The sequence below is a fragment of the Microbacterium sp. genome (genome assembly GCF_003248605.1).
In the GTDB taxonomy this organism is placed as follows: Bacteria; Actinomycetota; Actinomycetes; order Actinomycetales; family Microbacteriaceae; genus Microbacterium.
Window position 1 is genome coordinate 1 of sequence record NZ_QFPF01000061.1, and the last position, 15,195, is coordinate 15,195.

Consider the following 15,195-nt stretch of genomic DNA (forward strand, 5'->3'; position numbering starts at 1 on the left):
GGCGGCGGCCCAGCGGCCGAACCCACACTTTTGCAGCGAACCCACTCTCGTCGGATGGTGGCTCGCTGCAAATTTGTGGGTTCGGCAGGGGCGGGCGGGTTCGCGCGGGGTCGGGCGGGGCTGGGCGGGGCAGCGCGGGTTCGGGCGGGGGCGGGCGGGCAGCGCGGGCCGAGCGCGTCAGCGGCGCGTGGAGGCCGTGACGGTGAACTTGGGGTTGCGGGCGATCTGCCGGGTCGGGCCGACGAGGCGCTCGAGCGCGGGGCGGTACTGCAGCGGCGAGTTGAAGACCGTCCAGAGTTCGCCGCCGGGCCGCAACACGCGCGCGGCATCGGCGAACAGGCGCGGCCCGAGACCCTCGTGGATCGCGGCCCCCGCATGAAACGGCGGGTTCAGCGTGATGAATGACGCACTCGCATCCGGCAGCGCCGAGAGCGCATCGTCGCGTTCGACCCGCACACGATCGGCCACGCCGTTCGCCTCGGCCGTCGCGCGGGCCGAGGCCACCGCGGCCGCGGACTGATCGCACGCATAAACGCGCAGGTCCGGATGCTGTCGTGCCAGCGCCGCGGCGACGACACCGGATCCGCAGGCGAGATCGATCGCCGCGTCGGCGCGCGCGCCGGCGATCCGGTCGGGCAGATTCTCCAGCAGCAGGCGCGTGCCGATGTCGATCGAGGTGCCCGCGAAGACGCCCCCGTACGCGCAGACGACGAGCCCCGCGTGCGTGGCGCGCCGAGGCTCGGGATCGTGGCCGTCGTACGGTCCGCGGGCGATCAGCACGCGGGACTTCTGGCGCGCGTGCGAGACATCGATCGCGTCGAATCTCTCGCTCAGCACGTCGTTCATCGCGAGCGCCATGTGCTTGACGCGCCCGCCGGCGTAGACGGCGACGTCGGGCGCGGCGTGTGCGGCGATGAGTGCGGCGGTGTCCCGCAGCTGATCGAGCGCGCGCGGCAGTCGCATCAGCACGATCCGGGCGTCGCGCACGAGTGCACCATCGAGCGGGTGAGAGGTGACCCGGCCCGCGAGCCCCAGCCGCTCGGCGTTGGCGATCAGTGCTCGCTCGCCGAGCAGGGCGTCCTGGTGTGCGCGGATCGCGCCGCCCACCGCGCGGACCGCGCCGCCGCCCGCCCCGCCCACAGCCGAGTCGCGCGAGTCCGCGGCCGCGCCGAGCGCGAGCGCGCCGTGCGTGTCGCCGATCACGACGATCTGCCCCGGATCTATGCCGACCCTCGCGGCGGCCGATTCGTCGAGGATCAGGCGGTCGGCAGCATCCCACGCCCGGAGGTCGGGGCCCTCGATGTCGGGCGCGCGGCGCAGATCATCGAGGTCGAGAGGCACCGCCCCACGCTACCGCCCGCCGATCAGGAGGATGTCCCACTTTCTGTCGCCCGGCGCAGCCGGAGGCGACAGAAAGTGGGACATGCAGAGGGCGCGCGGGGCCGGCGGGTTCAGGAGTCGCCGGGCTCGGCCACCCCGCCCACGCGGCCGGCTGCGCCCACCGCGCCGGGCGCCTCGAGCACCGACCGCGCGAGCAGCGTCGAGCCCGCGACGGCGGCCGGCATCGTCGCGACCGCGCCGAGCGGCACGAGAAAGCACAGCTGCGTCGCGACGCCGAAACCCAGCGCCCGCGCGCGGTGCCGGCGCAGCAGCATCCGGCGCTCATGACTCGGGATGCCGCGCGCAGAGAGTGCGCGTGAGGTCAGCTCGTCGGCGAGCAGCCACCCCGTGAGCGTCACACCCAGCACGGTTCCGAGCAGGCCGCCCACGAGCGGCACGAGTCCCACGAGCCCCGCCGCGATCGCCACGGCGACGCCCCGCGCAACGAGGGAGAGTGCATCGCCCACGCCGCGCCAGAAGCTGTACGCGGCATCGGGCACGTCGCCGCCCGAGTCGCGCTCGACTCCCCGCCAGATGCGGTCGTAGAACGGCTCGCCGACCACCAGCGTCAGCGCCGTGAACGACACCGCCACGATCACGAGTGCCGCCCCGAGCATCGCGGTGCCGGCGGCGATGCGGATCACGGTGACCCACAGCCCCGGCCATCCGTCGGCGAACGGTGTGATCGCCTCGGCGAGTACGGGCAGGTGCAGCGCGAGGGCCACCACCGCGCCGAGCAGCACGATGCCCACGAGCGCAGCGGGAATCAGGCCCAGAGCCATGAGGCCGCCCCGGCGCCGCCAGAACCCGAAACCGCGCCCCAGCATCGCCATCCCGGCCGCGAACTCCCGCATGAGGCCCAGCCTAAGCGCGCTCTCCTCGCGCGCGACGACCGTCACCCCCGCCGCTCCGTAGGCTTGGGGGCAGACCCGAAGGAGACCCGTGTTCCGCACCCCCCTGTCGCTGTTTCGCACCCTCGCGATCGCCGAGGCGATCTCGTGGACGCTCCTGATCACGGGGCTCATCCTTCGGGCGACCGCCGATCTGGCGATCGCCGTCACGATCGGCGGCGGCATCCACGGGTTCGTCTTTCTCGCCTACGGTGCGACGGCGGTTCTCGTGGCGAAGAACCAGCGCTGGGGTGCGGGGCCGACGGTCACCGCAATCGTCAGCGCGATCATCCCGTACGCGACGATCCCGACCGAGATCTGGCTGCACCGCACGCGTCGACTCGAGGGCGCGTGGCGTCTGCAGGCCACCGCAGACCCCCGCGACGCCGCCTGGCACGACCGGCTCATGCGATGGTTCCTGAACCGGCCCTGGATGCTGGGTGTCCTCCTCGCCGCGGCCGTCGTCGTGATCTTCGTCGCGCTGCTGATCATCGGCCCGCCCGGCGGACGAGAGTAGCGGCGGCGCATGAGGCTGCGGACGACATCCACGCAGCGCACGTACCGCTACGTGCGACTGAGCCTGATCGGCGCGGTCCTGCTGGTGGGTGTCTCCTTCGCCGCGGTGGCGGCGATCGACGGCGCTCCCACCTCGCTCAGCGCCGCGTTCTACACCCCGGGGCGCGACGTCTTCGTGGGCGCGATCTTCGCGGTCTCGCTCGCGCTCCTCGCCCTGTCGGGGCGCAGCCTCGAGCAGGCGCTCCTCGACTACGCGGCGATCCTCGCTCCCCTCATCGCCATCGTTCCGACGCCGCTGGCCGTGGGCGACGTGCCCGGGCTCGCGCGGGCGTGCCCCGACACCGCGCCATGCGTGCCGCCCGAGTTCCTCCCGGGCGTCGCGGTCGGCGTCGCCTCGCTCGTGCTGATCGGGATGCTGGGGCTCGTCGCCGCGATCGTCCTCGCGCGCGTGCAGCACACGCTCACGCGCGGGTTCGTGGTCGCCGTGTCGGGCGCGGCGGCGCTCATCCTGGGCATCGGCGCGTGGGCGCTGATCGACCCGCCCGGGTTCGTCCGCGGCGCGCACCTCCTCGCCGCGGTGACGTTCTTCGGGCTCATCGCCGCGGTCGCCTCGCTGGCGGCATTCGGCCCGTCGCGGGCGCGCTCGCGCGGCGGCATCCGGGTGCTGTACGCGGTCGTCGCCGTCGGGATCGTCGTGACAGTGACGGGACTGCTGCTCGTGATCGTGCTGACCCTCGGCGGGGTCGACGTCGCGGGCGCGGTCGGTGCGCCCCTGATCCTCATCGGTGAGGTCCTCGTCCTCGCACTGTTCGTGGTCTTCTGGATCGCTCAGACGATCGAGCTCTGGAGCGCGGCGGATCCCTCGCTCCGGGCCTGATCGGGGCACCTCGGAATACGCCGAGCATCTCTGCGTTGAGTTGATACGTCGAAACTCAACTTCTAAAGTTGACAAGGCATCACTCAAGTTAGATCAGGAGATTTCGTGTCCGACGACTTCACGCCCGAGACCGGCGACGGCGGCAACGCGTTCGACGACTTCCTCGCCCGCTACCTCGAGGGCGAGCGCGCCCGCGCCGCACGATCGATCGACCTCGCCCGGTTCCTCAGCGCCCGCACGCAGCAGATGCTGCAGCAGGCGGGTCGCTTCGCGCTCACCCGCGGTCAGCGCGAGCTCGACGCCCTGCACGTGCTGCGGATGCTGGTGACCGAGCAGCCCGCAAGCGACGCCGTGCGCCGGCTCGGCGTCGACCCCGGCGCGATCGCGCGGGCGGCCGAGGAGCGCCTGCCGGCAGCATCCACCCCCGCGCCGGTCGACGGCGCGGTCGTGACTGCTTCGGTGCAGCGCGCGCTGTTCCACGCCTTCCAGGTGGCGCGCGCCTCGGGCTCGACCTACGTCGATCCCGAGCACCTGTTCTTCGCGCTCGTGCTCGCGCAGGACACCCCCGCCGGCCAGATCCTCGCCGAGGCGGGTGTGACCGCGGACGCGCTCACCCACAACGCTCGCGAGACGATCGCGCCCGAAGCTCAGGGCGCCCCCGGGGACGAGGGGGCGGGCTCCGCCGTGACCCCGATGCTCGAGAAGTACGGGCTGGACCTCACCGCCCGCGCCCGCGAGGGCATGATCGACCCTGTCATCGGGCGCGCCGACGAGATCGAGCAGACGATCGAGATCCTCTCGCGACGCACGAAGAACAACCCCGTGCTGATCGGCGAGGCGGGCGTCGGCAAGACCGCGATCGTCGAGGGCCTCGCCCGCGCGATCGTCGAGGGCGCCGTTCCGGAGCAGCTGCGCGGCAAGCGCGTCGTCTCGCTCGACCTGCCCGCGATGCTCGCGGGTGCCCGGTACCGCGGCGACTTCGAAGAGCGTCTGACCGGCACGATGGACGAGATCGCCGCGCACGCCGACGAGCTCATCGTCTTCATCGACGAGGTGCACACCGTCGTCGGTGCGGGAGCCGGGGGCGAAGGAGCGATGGATGCCGGAAACATCCTCAAGCCGCGACTCGCCCGCGGCGAGCTGCACCTCGTCGGCGCGACAACGCTGAGGGAGTACCGCACGATCGAGAAGGACCCGGCGCTCGAGCGCCGCTTCCAGCCCGTGCGGGTGGGCGAGCCCTCGATCGAGGACGCCGTGCAGATCCTGCACGGGCTGCGCCCCGCGTATGAGGAGCACCACGCCGTGACGTACACCGACGATGCGCTCCGCGCCGCCGTCGAGCTGGCGGATCGGTACCTGCCCGATCGTGTGCTGCCCGACAAGGCGATCGACCTGATCGACCAGGCGGGCGCGCGGCTGCGCCTGCGCCTGGGCGCGGCGGTCGACGTGTCGGCGCTCATCGAGCGACTCGCGCAGCTGGAGGCCGACAAGAACGCCGCCGTGCGCGCCGAGCAGTACGAGGAGGCCTCGCGGGTGCGCGATGAGATGCGTCAGGTGCAGGAGCGCCTGGACACCGCGACCTCGGGGGCCCCTCCGACGGGCTCAGGGGCCGCGGGGGTGGGCTCGGTGACCGTGGGGACGGGCTCAGGGGCCGTGGGGACGGGCGCGGACGCTGTGGCGGCGGGCTCAGGGGCCGCGGGGCACGAAGCCGTCGTGGGTGAGCCCGAGATCGCCGCCGTGATCAGCCGGGCCACCGGCATCCCCGTGTCGAGGCTGACCGAGTCCGAACGCGAGCGCCTCGCCGATCTCGAGGGCGAGCTGCACGCGCGCGTCATCGGGCAGGATGATGCGGTCGCCGCCGTCGCCAAGGCCGTGCGCCGCAACCGCACGGGCATGGGCGATGCGCGTCGCCCGATCGGCTCGTTCCTGTTCCTCGGGCCGACCGGCGTCGGCAAGACGGAGCTGGCCAAGGCGCTCGCGGCGAGCGTGTTCGACGACGAGGGTGCGGTGATCCGCTTCGACATGAGCGAGTTCGGCGAGCGTCACACCGTCTCGCGGCTGGTCGGTGCCCCTCCGGGGTATGTCGGCTACGACGAGGCAGGTCAGCTCACCGAGCGTGTGCGCCGCAACCCTTACGCGGTCGTGCTGTTCGACGAGATCGAGAAGGCGCACCCGGACGTGTTCAACCTGCTGCTGCAGGTGCTCGACGACGGACGCCTGACCGACGGCCAGGGCCGCACGGTCGACTTCCGCAACACCGTGATCGTGATGACCTCCAACCTGGGCTCGGAGTTCCTCGCCTCCCGCGCCGGCGCGCTGGGATTCGTCGCCGACGGCGGCGGGGCGACCGGGTTCGGGTCAGAAGATGACCTGCGTGCGCGCGTGATGGGCAAGCTCCGTGAGGCGATGCGTCCGGAGTTCCTCAACCGCATCGACGAGATCGTGCTGTTCCGCAAGCTCGAACGCGCTCAGCTCCGGCGGATCGTGTCGCTCGTGCTCGACTCCACGCGGGCCAGGCTGCGCACGCGCGACGTCGACATCGAGGTCACTGAAGCCGCGATCGACTGGCTCGCCGAGCACGGCTACGAGCCCGAGTACGGCGCGCGGCCGCTGCGCCGGCTCGTGCAGCGCGAGGTCGATGACCGCGTCGCCGACCTCTTCGTCTCGGGCGCTCTCGCGGACGGGGGAGCGGTGCGGGTCGATGCCGGCGCCGACGGGCTGGCTGTGCACCCGGCATCCATCACCCTCGCCGCCTGAGCCGCCCGGCCGCTGCCGGGCCGTGCACAGCTGCGGACCGCACCCGCGACACGCCGGGCCGGGCTCGCTCCGCCCGGCGTGTCGTGCGCCCGCGTCCGCAGCTGTGCACACCCGGCACCGAGGGTGCGAGCGGCCGGGGTGTCAAGCCCGTGGCGAGTCGTCGCGGCGGCCCCTAGCGTCGAAGGCATGACCCCTACGACTGCTTTCGCTCCCACGCGCGCCATCGTGACGGCATCCGATTCGGGCATCGGTGCCGCGACCGCACTCGCCCTCGCCGCGGCGGGGATGGATGTCGGCGTCACCTGGCATTCGGACGAGGAGGGCGCCGAGGCGACGGCCGAGGGTGTGCGACGGCTGGGTCGTCGTGCCGCCGTCACGCGCTTCGACGCGACCGACCTGGACGCCGTCCCGGGGGTCGTGAACGGCCTCGCCGACGAACTCGGCGGGCTCGACGTCTTCGTCAACAACGCAGGTGGCGGCACCGGCGGCCCCTTTCTCGACGCGACGCTCGAGGACTGGCGGCGCGTGGTCGCCCTCAACCTCGACGGGGCCTTCGTCGGCCTGCAGGCGGCGGCGCAGCGCATGGTGCAGCACGGCGCCGGCGGCAGGCTCATCGCGGTCACGAGCGTGCACGAGCACCAGCCCCGTGTCGGATCCGCAGCGTACGTCGCCGCCAAGCACGGTCTCGGCGGCCTGCTGAAGGTGATGGCGCAGGAGCTGGGCGTGCACGGCATCACGGTGAACGCCGTCGCGCCGGGCGAGATCGCGACGCCGATCAACGACATGGACGCCGACGACGCCGACGAGGTGCATCGCCCCGGCATCCCGCTCGCACGCCCGGGCGCACCTCGCGAGATCGCCGACGTCGTCGCGTTCCTCGCCTCGCCCGCCGGCTCCTACGTGACGGGTGCGTCGTGGGCCGTCGACGGTGGCATGCTGCAGATGGGTCCGCAGGCGGGCTCGCACCTGACCTCCGACGACTGGCGCGAAGGGTGAGGCGTGCGGCCCGACGTCGCGGGCGACCGGCCTCGACAAGGACGCGATCGTCGTCGCGTCGGGCGCGGTGGAGGTGCTGCTGGGCGCGGCGCTCATCACCCTGCCTCGGGAGCGGCGTCGCGTGGGCGCGGCGGTGGCGGCGTTCTTCGTCGCGGTGTTTCCGGGCAACGTGCACCAGTGGCGCACCGGGCGTTCCGCGCCGATGCTGCGCACTGACGGGGCGCGGCTGGGCCGGCTGTTCCTGCAGCCGGTGCTCGTGGCATGGGCGTGGTGGGCGACGCGGCCGGCGCGGTGAGGTGCCCGCCGCCCCGGTGTTTCGGTGTCCCGATTTCTGTCGCCGGAGGCATGCGCCCGGCGACAGAAATCGGGACACCGGGGCGCGCGGGACACCGGGGCGCGCCGGACACCGGGGCGCGCCGGACACCGGGGCGCGCCGGTGCGCGCCGCGCGCCGGGGGCTGAGCGCGGCCGGCGCGATGACATGATGCGCTCATGCTGATCGCAGAGATCGTCGAGGTGTCCGAGGCTGTCGGCGCGACACGATCGCGGCTGGCGAAGATCGACGCGCTGGCCCGTCTGCTCGCCCGCCTCGATGAGGGCGAGATCGTCCCCGCCGTCGGCTTCCTGCTCGCGCGGCCGAGACAGGGCAGGCTCGGCGTCGGGTGGCGCGGTCTCGCGGCTCTCGGTGCGACCGGCGACGCGGTGCACGCTCCCACGCCCCGCCTGAGCGTCGGCGACGTCGACCGCGCGCTGGAAGGCCTGGCGACAGCATCCGGTACCGGCTCTTCTGCCGCGCGCGCGAGCATGCTCTCCGATCTCGCGCATGCCGCGACCGCGCGGGAGTGGGATTTCATCACGCGGGTGATCCTCGGCGAGCTGCGCACGGGCGCGCTCGAGGGCGTGCTGCTCGACGCGATCGCCCGCGCCTCGCAGACCGATCAGCCGCTGGTGCGCAGGGCCGCCATGCTCTCGGGAGATCTCGGCGAGACCGCGCGGCTCGCGCTGTCGGGGGCCGACCTCGCCGCTCTCACGCTGCGGGTCGGTCGGCCCGTGCTGCCGATGCTCGCCACGACCGCGCCCGACGTGGCGGCGGCTCTCGCACTCACGGGCGAAGCACTCGTGGAGTACAAGCTCGACGGAGCCCGCATCCAGGTGCATCGCGACGGTGACACGGTGGGCGTGTACACCCGCAGTCTGGCCGACATCACCCACCGCGTGCCCGAGATCGTCGAGGTCGTGCGCGGATTGCCTGCAACGCGGGTGATCCTCGACGGCGAGACCCTGTCGCTCGACGAGGACGGCGGCCCGCGTCCCTTCCAGGACACCATGGCGCGCTTCGGCTCCCACGGCGACGGGCCGGGGGTCTCGGCGGTGCTGCGGCCCTGGTTCTTCGATGTCCTGCACATCGACGGTCGCGACCTGCTCGACGAGCCCCTGTCGGTGCGCCTGCACGAACTCGAACGGATCGCCGCACCGTGGCGGATGCCGGGGCTCGTCACCCACGATCAGATCGCTGCGGCGGGGGTCTCGCGCGACGCGCTCGCCGCGGGGCACGAGGGTGTGGTGATCAAGGCGCTGGATGCGCCCTATGCGGCGGGGCGACGCGGCAAGAGCTGGGTCAAGGTCAAGCCGGTGCTGACGTTCGATCTTGTGGTGCTCGGGGTCGAATGGGGATCGGGTCGACGCGCGGGAGCGCTCTCGAACCTGCACCTCGGCGCGCGCGATGCGGCGGGGGAGTTCGGGCCGCCGGGCGGATTCGTCATGGTGGGCAAGACCTTCAAGGGGCTCACCGACGAGCTGCTGCGGTGGCAGACCGGGTATTTTCCGACGATCGAGACGCGCCGCACCCCGAGCACGGTCTTCGTGCGTCCGGTGACGGTCGTCGAGGTCGCGATCGACGGGGTGCAGCGCTCGGTGCGCTATCCGGGCGGGGTGGCGCTGCGATTCGCGCGGGTGAAGAGCTACCGGCCCGACAAAGCACCGACCGAGTCCGACACCATCGCATCGCTGCGCGCTCTGCTGCGCTGACGGCAGCGGGGGGTGTGTCCCGATTTCTGTCGCCTGCGGCCTGCCGCGGCGACAGAAATCGGGACACCCAAGAGCGGGGCGGCGGTCGATTTGACAGATGACTGTCGGTAGTGTGCAAAATATTGCATGCCACTGCCCCAGGGACTCGCGCCCGCGGACCGCCCCCGATCGCTGCGCGATTACGCGTACGAGAAGCTGCGCGACGCGATCGTGAGCGGCGCCCTGGCCCCGGGCGAGCGCCTGCGCGATCCCGAGCTCGAGCAGTGGCTGGGCGTGAGCCGCACCCCGATCCGCGAGGCCATCGCACGTCTCGAGTCGGCGGGGCTCGTGCACACCCGCCGCGCGAAGCAGACCGTCGTCGCCCCGCTCGATGCCCGTGCGGCGTTCGCCGCGCAGCGCATCGCGGCGGGGCTCCACGAGCTGGCCGTGCGCGACGGCGTGCCCCAGATGACGGATGCCGACATCGACGCACTGCGCGCCGCCAACTCCCGCTTCGCCGAGGCCCTCCGCGCCGGCGACGTCGCCGCGGCGATCGCGGCCGACGACGACTTCCACGCCGTGGCTGTCTCAGCCTGCGCCAACCCGCTGCTCCCGGGCCTGTTGGAGCAGGTCACACCGCTGCTGCGCCGCCTCGAGCGCGCGCGATTCGAAACCCTCGCCGGCCGCGGCAGCGTCGCCGACCACGAACGCATCATCGCCCTGAGCGCCGCCGGGGACGCGGAGGCGGCCGCGGCCGCCACTCGCGAGAACTGGCTGACGCTCGAGCGCCTGCTGCCGGCATCCACCCCGGACTGACCACACCACCCCAGGAGATCCCATGGCCCTCGCCGACTTCGCCCGCCACAGCCTCATGTTCGGGCCGAGCCCCGTGCACCCCCTGAACCGCCTGAGCGATCACCTCGGCGGCGCCCGCGTGTGGGCCAAGCGCGAAGATGTCTCGAGCGGCCTCGCCTACGGCGGCAACAAGGTGCGCAAGCTCGAGTACCTCGTCCCCGACGCGATCGCGAAGGGCGCCGACACTCTCGTCTCGATCGGAGGTGTGCAGTCCAACCACACGCGCCAGGTCGCCGCGGTCGCCGCGCACCTCGGCATGAAAGCCGTGCTCGTGCAGGAGAACTGGGTCGACTGGCCCGACTCCGTGAACGATCGGGTGGGCAACATCCTGCTCTCGCGGCTGATGGGCGCCGACGTGCGACTGGATTCGTCGGGGTTCGGGATCGGCTTCAAGGACTCGTGGAAGCAGGCGATCGCCGACGTCGAGTCCGCCGGTGGCACGCCCTACGCGATCCCCGCGGGGGCGTCGGACCACCCGCTCGGCGGACTCGGGTTCGCGAACTGGGCCCACGAGGTCGCGGCACAGGAGGACGAGCTCGGGGTCTTCTTCGACACGATCGTGGTCTGCAGCGTGACGGGGTCCACCCACGCCGGCATGATCGCGGGCTTCGCCGACCTCGAGCACAACTTCGGCGGCCGCCCGCGGCGCGTGCTCGGCATCGACGCGTCGGCCAAGATCGACGAGACGCGTGACCAGGTCGCGCGCATCGCGCGTCGCACCGCCGAGGCGATCGGCGTCGGCCGCGAACTGCGCGATGACGAGATCACCGTGCTCGAGGGCTGGGCCGGCGACTACTACGGCATCCCGGTCGCGTCGACCGACGAGGCGATGTTCCTGACCGGCCGGCTCGAGGGCGTCATCATCGATCCGGTCTACGAGGGCAAGTCGATGGCGGGTCTGATCGATCTGGTCTCGTCGGGCGAGATCCCCAAGGACTCGACGGTGCTCTATGCCCACCTCGGCGGGCAGCCGGCGATCAACGCCTACAGCGGCCGGTACCACTGAGGGGATGCTCGACGGCGCGGCGCGCGTTCCAGGCGCAGCCGAGGGTGCGCTGAGCCCTCGTGCCGGCGGTCAGGCTTTGTCGGGTGCCAGGCGGATGCGCACGATGTTGGTCGTCTCGTCGAGCTCGGCGATCGCGGGATAGGCCTTGACGAAGTCCGAGAAGGACTTGTAGCCGAGGCTCTTCTCGCTGAAGGCCGGGTCCATGCGGCGCAGCAGGCTCTTGACCTCGGAGGCGTGCTGCCAGGCCGAGTCGTCCTTGTCGTGGCCGAGCCGCAGCGCGCGCTCGAGCAGCTCGGCGGTGGGGTCGGCGGCGCGGCGGCGGCTGCGCGCGCGGCTCGGTGCCGCAGCATCCGTCTTCTGCTCGTCGGGTGAGGGGCGCACGACACCCGGCAGCGTGTCGTAGGCATCGAACTCGTCGCACGCGGCCGCGAGGGACTTGGCGGTCGACCCCGCCACGCCCACGCCGACGACGTGGCGACCGAGGCGCTTGCAGCGCTGCGCGAGGGGGACGTAGTCCGAATCGCCGGCCACGATGACAACGTGGGTGAGGTCGGGAAGCCGGAACATGTCTTCGACGGCATCGACGGCCAGGCGGATGTCGGCACCGTTCTTGGCGTATGCCGCGGCGGGAAACAGCTGCACCAGATCGACGGCGCGAGACACCAGCTGCGCGCGATACTCGGCGTTGACCGGGGCCGACCAGTCGGCGTACGCCCGGGTCAGCACGAGCGTGCCGAAGGAGGCGGCGTAGTCGATGATCGCGCCGACATCGACCGTGGCCCGTGCCAGCTTGTCGGCGACGTCGGGATCGTTGGTGCTCTCGTTGATCTTCTGCCGGTCGCGCGAGTACGAGTTGCGGCCGTGCACGCGGTCGTACCACGACATCACGATGTTGTCGAAGTCGAGGTAGACGGCGACGCGGCCGCTCTGGGCGTCTGCCATCTCAGGCGCCGCCGGGGTAGACGACGCCGATCTGGCGTCGGATCTCGTCGAGGGTGCCCATGATCTCGACGCTCTCGTCGATCGGGAGGATGTCGCCCTCCCATCGCCCTGCGGCGACGAGTCGCTCGGCGGCCAGGGCTTGGAACTGCATGCCGCGGCCGTCGATGCGCGAGACATAGGTCTCGAGCACCTCGCCGTCGGGCGCGATCACGCGGAACGACGTGGCGTTGTACCAGATGCGGTCGATCTCGAGTCGCGCTTCGGTGCCGATGATGGCGGCAGTGTTGGGGCCGGCGGCGCGCGAGGACGACAGGGTCGTCGACACCGCGCCGCCCGCGTGGGTGAAGACCGTGGCGACCTCGGTGTCGGCGCCGGTCTCGCCCAGGCGCGCGCTCGCGGTGATGGTCTGCGGTGCTCCGAGGACGTCCCACACGAAGGAGACGGGGTAGATGCCGAGGTCGAGCAGGGCACCGCCGCCGAGCTCGAGGGCGTTCAGGCGATGGGCCGGGTCGCTCGAGATGCGCTGCGTGTGATCGGCGGTCACCGCGCGGATCTCGCCGAGCGTGCCCGCCGAGAGGATCTCGCGGATGCGCACCATGTGCGGCAGGTACCGGGTCCACATCGCCTCCATCGCCAGCACGCCGCGCTCGGCGGCGGCGTCGCGGATGGCGGCGGCCTCGTCGCGGTTGAGCGTCAGCGGCTTCTCGATGAGCACGTGCTTGCCCGCGGCGATCGCGGCGAGCGCCCCCGCGACGTGCGCGGGGTGCGGGGTCGCGATGTAGACGATGTCGACCTCGGGGTCGGCGAACAGCGCCTCGTACGAGCCGTGCGCGCGCGCGATCGCGAACTCGGCGGCGAACGCCTCGGCCGAGGCGCTCGATCGCGAGCCCACGGCCGTGAGGTCGAGGCCGGCGGTACGAAGATCACGTGCGAACGAGTGGGCGATGCCGCCCGTTGCGAGAATGCCCCAGCGCAGTCCAGTCATGCCCTCGAGCCTAGCGGCGGGGTGCGACACGGCGCGGGGGCTCTTCGGAGACGCCGCAGAGGAAGGCGACCATGCGCAGCGAGGTGTCCGCCAGCACCGGGCCGTGGCCGAACTCCCAGCCGTCGTCGAGGGAGCGGAGGGTGTGTCCCCCCACGACGGCGCGGATGGCGAGGGGCGCGGAGGTCGCGCGGTAGAGCGCGACCGCGCCGGAGGTGAGCGGTGCGAGCGACACGGTCGACCCCGTGTCACGGGCGAGCGCGAGCAGGGCGCCGACCGCGCGGGAGAGATCTCGCACCCGCCGGCGCCTGCCGTCGCCCACGGCCTCGCTCAGCCCGGTGAGGCTGTCGGCGGCACTCTCCCGGGCGAGGCCCGCGGAGACCAGGAAAGAGCGCGCGTGGCGGTCACGATCACCGCCCGGCAGGCTGCCCAGGATGCCGGCGGCCGAGTGCACGACGTCGGCGAGCTGACCGCGCCAGTCGCCCGTGACCTGCGACTCGTCGCGCGGGACGCGCCCGCTCAGCGGCAGGTCGCGGAACAGGTCGGACATGCGCACAGCCTAGGCCGCGGCATCCGTGTGACACAGGGCCTTTTGTCACATCCGCGCCGTCCGCCCGCATAATGGGGGGGAGATTCGTGTGACCGTGCACATCAACGGGCCAGGTACGAAGGAGCACCGACCCATGAGCGACCCCACCCGGGGACGACCCCCCAGCATCCGGGACGTCGCGCGGATCGCGGGCGTGTCGCATCAGACGGTCTCGCGCGTGCTCAACGACCATCCGAGCGTGCGCCCCGACACCCGCGAGCGGGTGTTCGAGGTCATGCAGGAGCTGCAGTACCGGCCCAATCGCGCGGCGCGGGCGCTCGTGACCAGCAGGTCGCAGACGATCGGCATCCTCTCGGCGTCGAGCACGCAGTACGGACCGGCCGCCGGCATCGCCGCAATCGAGGCCGCGGCGCGCGAGCGCGGCTACTGGGTCAGCACCGCCAACATCGATGCCGCCGATCCCGAGTCGATCGGCGCGGGCCTTGCGCACCTCGTCGCCCAGTCGGTCGAGGGGCTCGTCGTGATCGCTCCGCAGGTACGGGTGTTCCGCGTGCTCGCGGCCTTCGAGATCGATGTGCCCTACGTGACTCTGCAGTCGACAGGGCTGGGGGAGGAGCATGCCCTCTCGGTCGACCAGATGGCCGGGGCGCGGCTGGCGACGCGCCACCTGATCGACCTCGGGCACCGCTCGATCTACCACCTCGCGGGACCGCAGGACTGGATCGAGGCCGAGGCGCGGATGCGGGGCTTCCTCGAGGAGATGGGCGCGCAGGACATCCCCACGACCGCCCCGATCCTCGGCGACTGGACCGCGGAGTTCGGATACTTCGCCGGGAGGGAGCTGCTGCGGGTGCGCGATTTCACGGCGATCTTCTCCTCGAACGACCAGATGGCGCTGGGTCTGATCCACGCGATCCGCGCGGAGGGGCTGGATGTGCCGCGAGACGTCAGCGTCGTGGGGTTCGACGACATCCCCGAGGCCGCGCACTTCTGGCCGCCGCTGACCACGGTGCGTCAGGACTTCGCCGAGCTCGGCCGGCGCTGCGTCGACCTGCTGCTAGGACCCAGCGACGGGTCAGCGCCCGATCCGCGGCACACGATCATGCCCGAGCTGGTCGTGCGCGCCTCGGTGGCCGCTCCTTCGTTCTAGGGCCGTTACGCATCCGAGACCGTGTCGACTTGACACGGGATGCCGAGACCTGGCTAACATGACGCGATGTGAACGGTCACATGATCTGTCACACCGATCGTCACATCGCAGCATCCCGGTCCCCGTCGGGCCACAAAGGAGTGAGCCGTGAGTACTTACGGACCCAAGGTCGAGGTCGCGGTGGCGCGTACCCGCGAGGATGTGGCCCGTCTGCATGGTGAGTTGGTGCGGTATGGGCTGGTGGTGTGGACGGGTGGGAATGTGTCGGGTCGTGTGCCGGGTGCGGAT

General features: G+C 72.1%; 13 protein-coding genes and 2 pseudogenes. 10 read left to right on the forward strand and 5 right to left on the reverse strand.

What is annotated here, in order from left to right; genetic code table 11:
- Positions 1 to 177: 177 nt before the first annotated feature.
- Both DI573_RS09395 and DI573_RS09400 read right to left on the reverse strand, forming a co-directional pair.
- Positions 178 to 1,341 carry a methyltransferase gene (locus DI573_RS09395; protein WP_292813248.1) on the reverse strand — a complete coding sequence of 388 codons (1,164 nt, stop codon included), beginning with the start codon at positions 1,339 to 1,341 and terminating at the stop codon, positions 178 to 180.
- Positions 1,342 to 1,451: 110 nt separating this feature from the next.
- A complete protein-coding gene (locus DI573_RS09400; protein ID WP_292813251.1) occupies positions 1,452 to 2,234 on the reverse strand; it encodes an EI24 domain-containing protein in 783 nt (260 codons plus the stop codon).
- Positions 2,235 to 2,322: 88 nt separating this feature from the next.
- Between DI573_RS09400 and DI573_RS09405 the strand changes: the two genes are divergently transcribed.
- From DI573_RS09405 to DI573_RS09440, 8 genes and pseudogenes are all read left to right on the forward strand, one after another.
- The gene (locus tag DI573_RS09405) at positions 2,323 to 2,787 is read left to right on the forward strand and encodes a DUF3817 domain-containing protein (protein WP_292813254.1); all 465 of its coding nucleotides are present in this window, start codon (positions 2,323 to 2,325) and stop codon (positions 2,785 to 2,787) included.
- A gap of 9 nt (positions 2,788 to 2,796) precedes the next feature.
- The gene (locus DI573_RS09410) at positions 2,797 to 3,663 is read left to right on the forward strand and encodes a hypothetical protein (protein ID WP_292813257.1); all 867 of its coding nucleotides are present in this window, start codon (positions 2,797 to 2,799) and stop codon (positions 3,661 to 3,663) included.
- 105 nt (positions 3,664 to 3,768) lie between these two features.
- Entirely contained in the window at positions 3,769 to 6,420 is a 2,652-nt protein-coding gene (locus DI573_RS09415; protein ID WP_292813259.1) for an ATP-dependent Clp protease ATP-binding subunit, read from the forward strand.
- Positions 6,421 to 6,606: 186 nt separating this feature from the next.
- Positions 6,607 to 7,416 carry an SDR family oxidoreductase gene (locus DI573_RS09420; RefSeq protein WP_292813262.1) on the forward strand — a complete coding sequence of 270 codons (810 nt, stop codon included), beginning with the start codon at positions 6,607 to 6,609 and terminating at the stop codon, positions 7,414 to 7,416.
- Positions 7,417 to 7,447: 31 nt separating this feature from the next.
- A pseudogene (locus DI573_RS09425) lies at positions 7,448 to 7,711 on the forward strand (hypothetical protein); the annotation flags it as partial.
- Between the two features lie 196 nt (positions 7,712 to 7,907).
- Positions 7,908 to 9,443 carry an ATP-dependent DNA ligase gene (locus DI573_RS09430; RefSeq protein ID WP_292813265.1) on the forward strand — a complete coding sequence of 512 codons (1,536 nt, stop codon included), beginning with the start codon at positions 7,908 to 7,910 and terminating at the stop codon, positions 9,441 to 9,443.
- Positions 9,444 to 9,569: 126 nt separating this feature from the next.
- Positions 9,570 to 10,238 (forward strand): GntR family transcriptional regulator, encoded by a 669-nt coding sequence (locus tag DI573_RS09435; protein ID WP_292813267.1) that lies wholly within the window; start codon positions 9,570 to 9,572, stop codon positions 10,236 to 10,238.
- 22 nt (positions 10,239 to 10,260) lie between these two features.
- Positions 10,261 to 11,283, forward strand: a complete 1,023-nt coding sequence (locus DI573_RS09440; RefSeq protein WP_292813270.1) for a 1-aminocyclopropane-1-carboxylate deaminase — start codon at positions 10,261 to 10,263, stop codon at positions 11,281 to 11,283.
- A gap of 69 nt (positions 11,284 to 11,352) precedes the next feature.
- Here DI573_RS09440 and DI573_RS09445 read toward each other — a convergent pair whose 3' ends face one another.
- Genes DI573_RS09445 through DI573_RS09455 form a run of 3 tightly spaced genes read right to left on the reverse strand, consistent with a single transcriptional unit; the run spans position 11,353 to position 13,757 of the window.
- Complete coding sequence (locus DI573_RS09445) at positions 11,353 to 12,225, reverse strand: NYN domain-containing protein (protein ID WP_292813273.1); 873 nt, start codon at positions 12,223 to 12,225, stop codon at positions 11,353 to 11,355.
- A gap of 1 nt (position 12,226) precedes the next feature.
- A complete protein-coding gene (locus DI573_RS09450; protein ID WP_292813276.1) occupies positions 12,227 to 13,210 on the reverse strand; it encodes a Gfo/Idh/MocA family oxidoreductase in 984 nt (327 codons plus the stop codon).
- A gap of 10 nt (positions 13,211 to 13,220) precedes the next feature.
- Positions 13,221 to 13,757 (reverse strand): hypothetical protein, encoded by a 537-nt coding sequence (locus DI573_RS09455; RefSeq protein WP_292813279.1) that lies wholly within the window; start codon positions 13,755 to 13,757, stop codon positions 13,221 to 13,223.
- Between the two features lie 133 nt (positions 13,758 to 13,890).
- On the opposite strand from DI573_RS09455, the gene DI573_RS09460 reads away from it, so the two are divergent.
- Both DI573_RS09460 and DI573_RS09465 read left to right on the forward strand, forming a co-directional pair.
- Positions 13,891 to 14,907 carry a LacI family DNA-binding transcriptional regulator gene (locus DI573_RS09460; protein WP_292813282.1) on the forward strand — a complete coding sequence of 339 codons (1,017 nt, stop codon included), beginning with the start codon at positions 13,891 to 13,893 and terminating at the stop codon, positions 14,905 to 14,907.
- 147 nt (positions 14,908 to 15,054) lie between these two features.
- A pseudogene (locus tag DI573_RS09465) lies at positions 15,055 to 15,195 on the forward strand (L-ribulose-5-phosphate 4-epimerase); the annotation flags it as partial.

Bases quoted from the DNA above. Each gene is read 5' to 3' on its own strand.
- DI573_RS09400 (WP_292813251.1), bottom strand. From the start codon at position 2,234: ATGCGGGAGTTCGCGGCCGGGATGGCGATGCTGGGGCGCGGTTTCGGG.
- DI573_RS09410 (WP_292813257.1), top strand. From the start codon at position 2,797: ATGAGGCTGCGGACGACATCCACGCAGCGCACGTACCGCTACGTGCGA.
- DI573_RS09420 (WP_292813262.1), top strand. From the start codon at position 6,607: ATGACCCCTACGACTGCTTTCGCTCCCACGCGCGCCATCGTGACGGCA.
- DI573_RS09430 (WP_292813265.1), top strand. From the start codon at position 7,908: ATGCTGATCGCAGAGATCGTCGAGGTGTCCGAGGCTGTCGGCGCGACA.
- DI573_RS09435 (WP_292813267.1), top strand. From the start codon at position 9,570: ATGCCACTGCCCCAGGGACTCGCGCCCGCGGACCGCCCCCGATCGCTG.
- DI573_RS09440 (WP_292813270.1), top strand. From the start codon at position 10,261: ATGGCCCTCGCCGACTTCGCCCGCCACAGCCTCATGTTCGGGCCGAGC.
- DI573_RS09445 (WP_292813273.1), bottom strand. From the start codon at position 12,225: ATGGCAGACGCCCAGAGCGGCCGCGTCGCCGTCTACCTCGACTTCGAC.
- DI573_RS09450 (WP_292813276.1), bottom strand. From the start codon at position 13,210: ATGACTGGACTGCGCTGGGGCATTCTCGCAACGGGCGGCATCGCCCAC.
- DI573_RS09455 (WP_292813279.1), bottom strand. From the start codon at position 13,757: ATGTCCGACCTGTTCCGCGACCTGCCGCTGAGCGGGCGCGTCCCGCGC.
- DI573_RS09460 (WP_292813282.1), top strand. From the start codon at position 13,891: ATGAGCGACCCCACCCGGGGACGACCCCCCAGCATCCGGGACGTCGCG.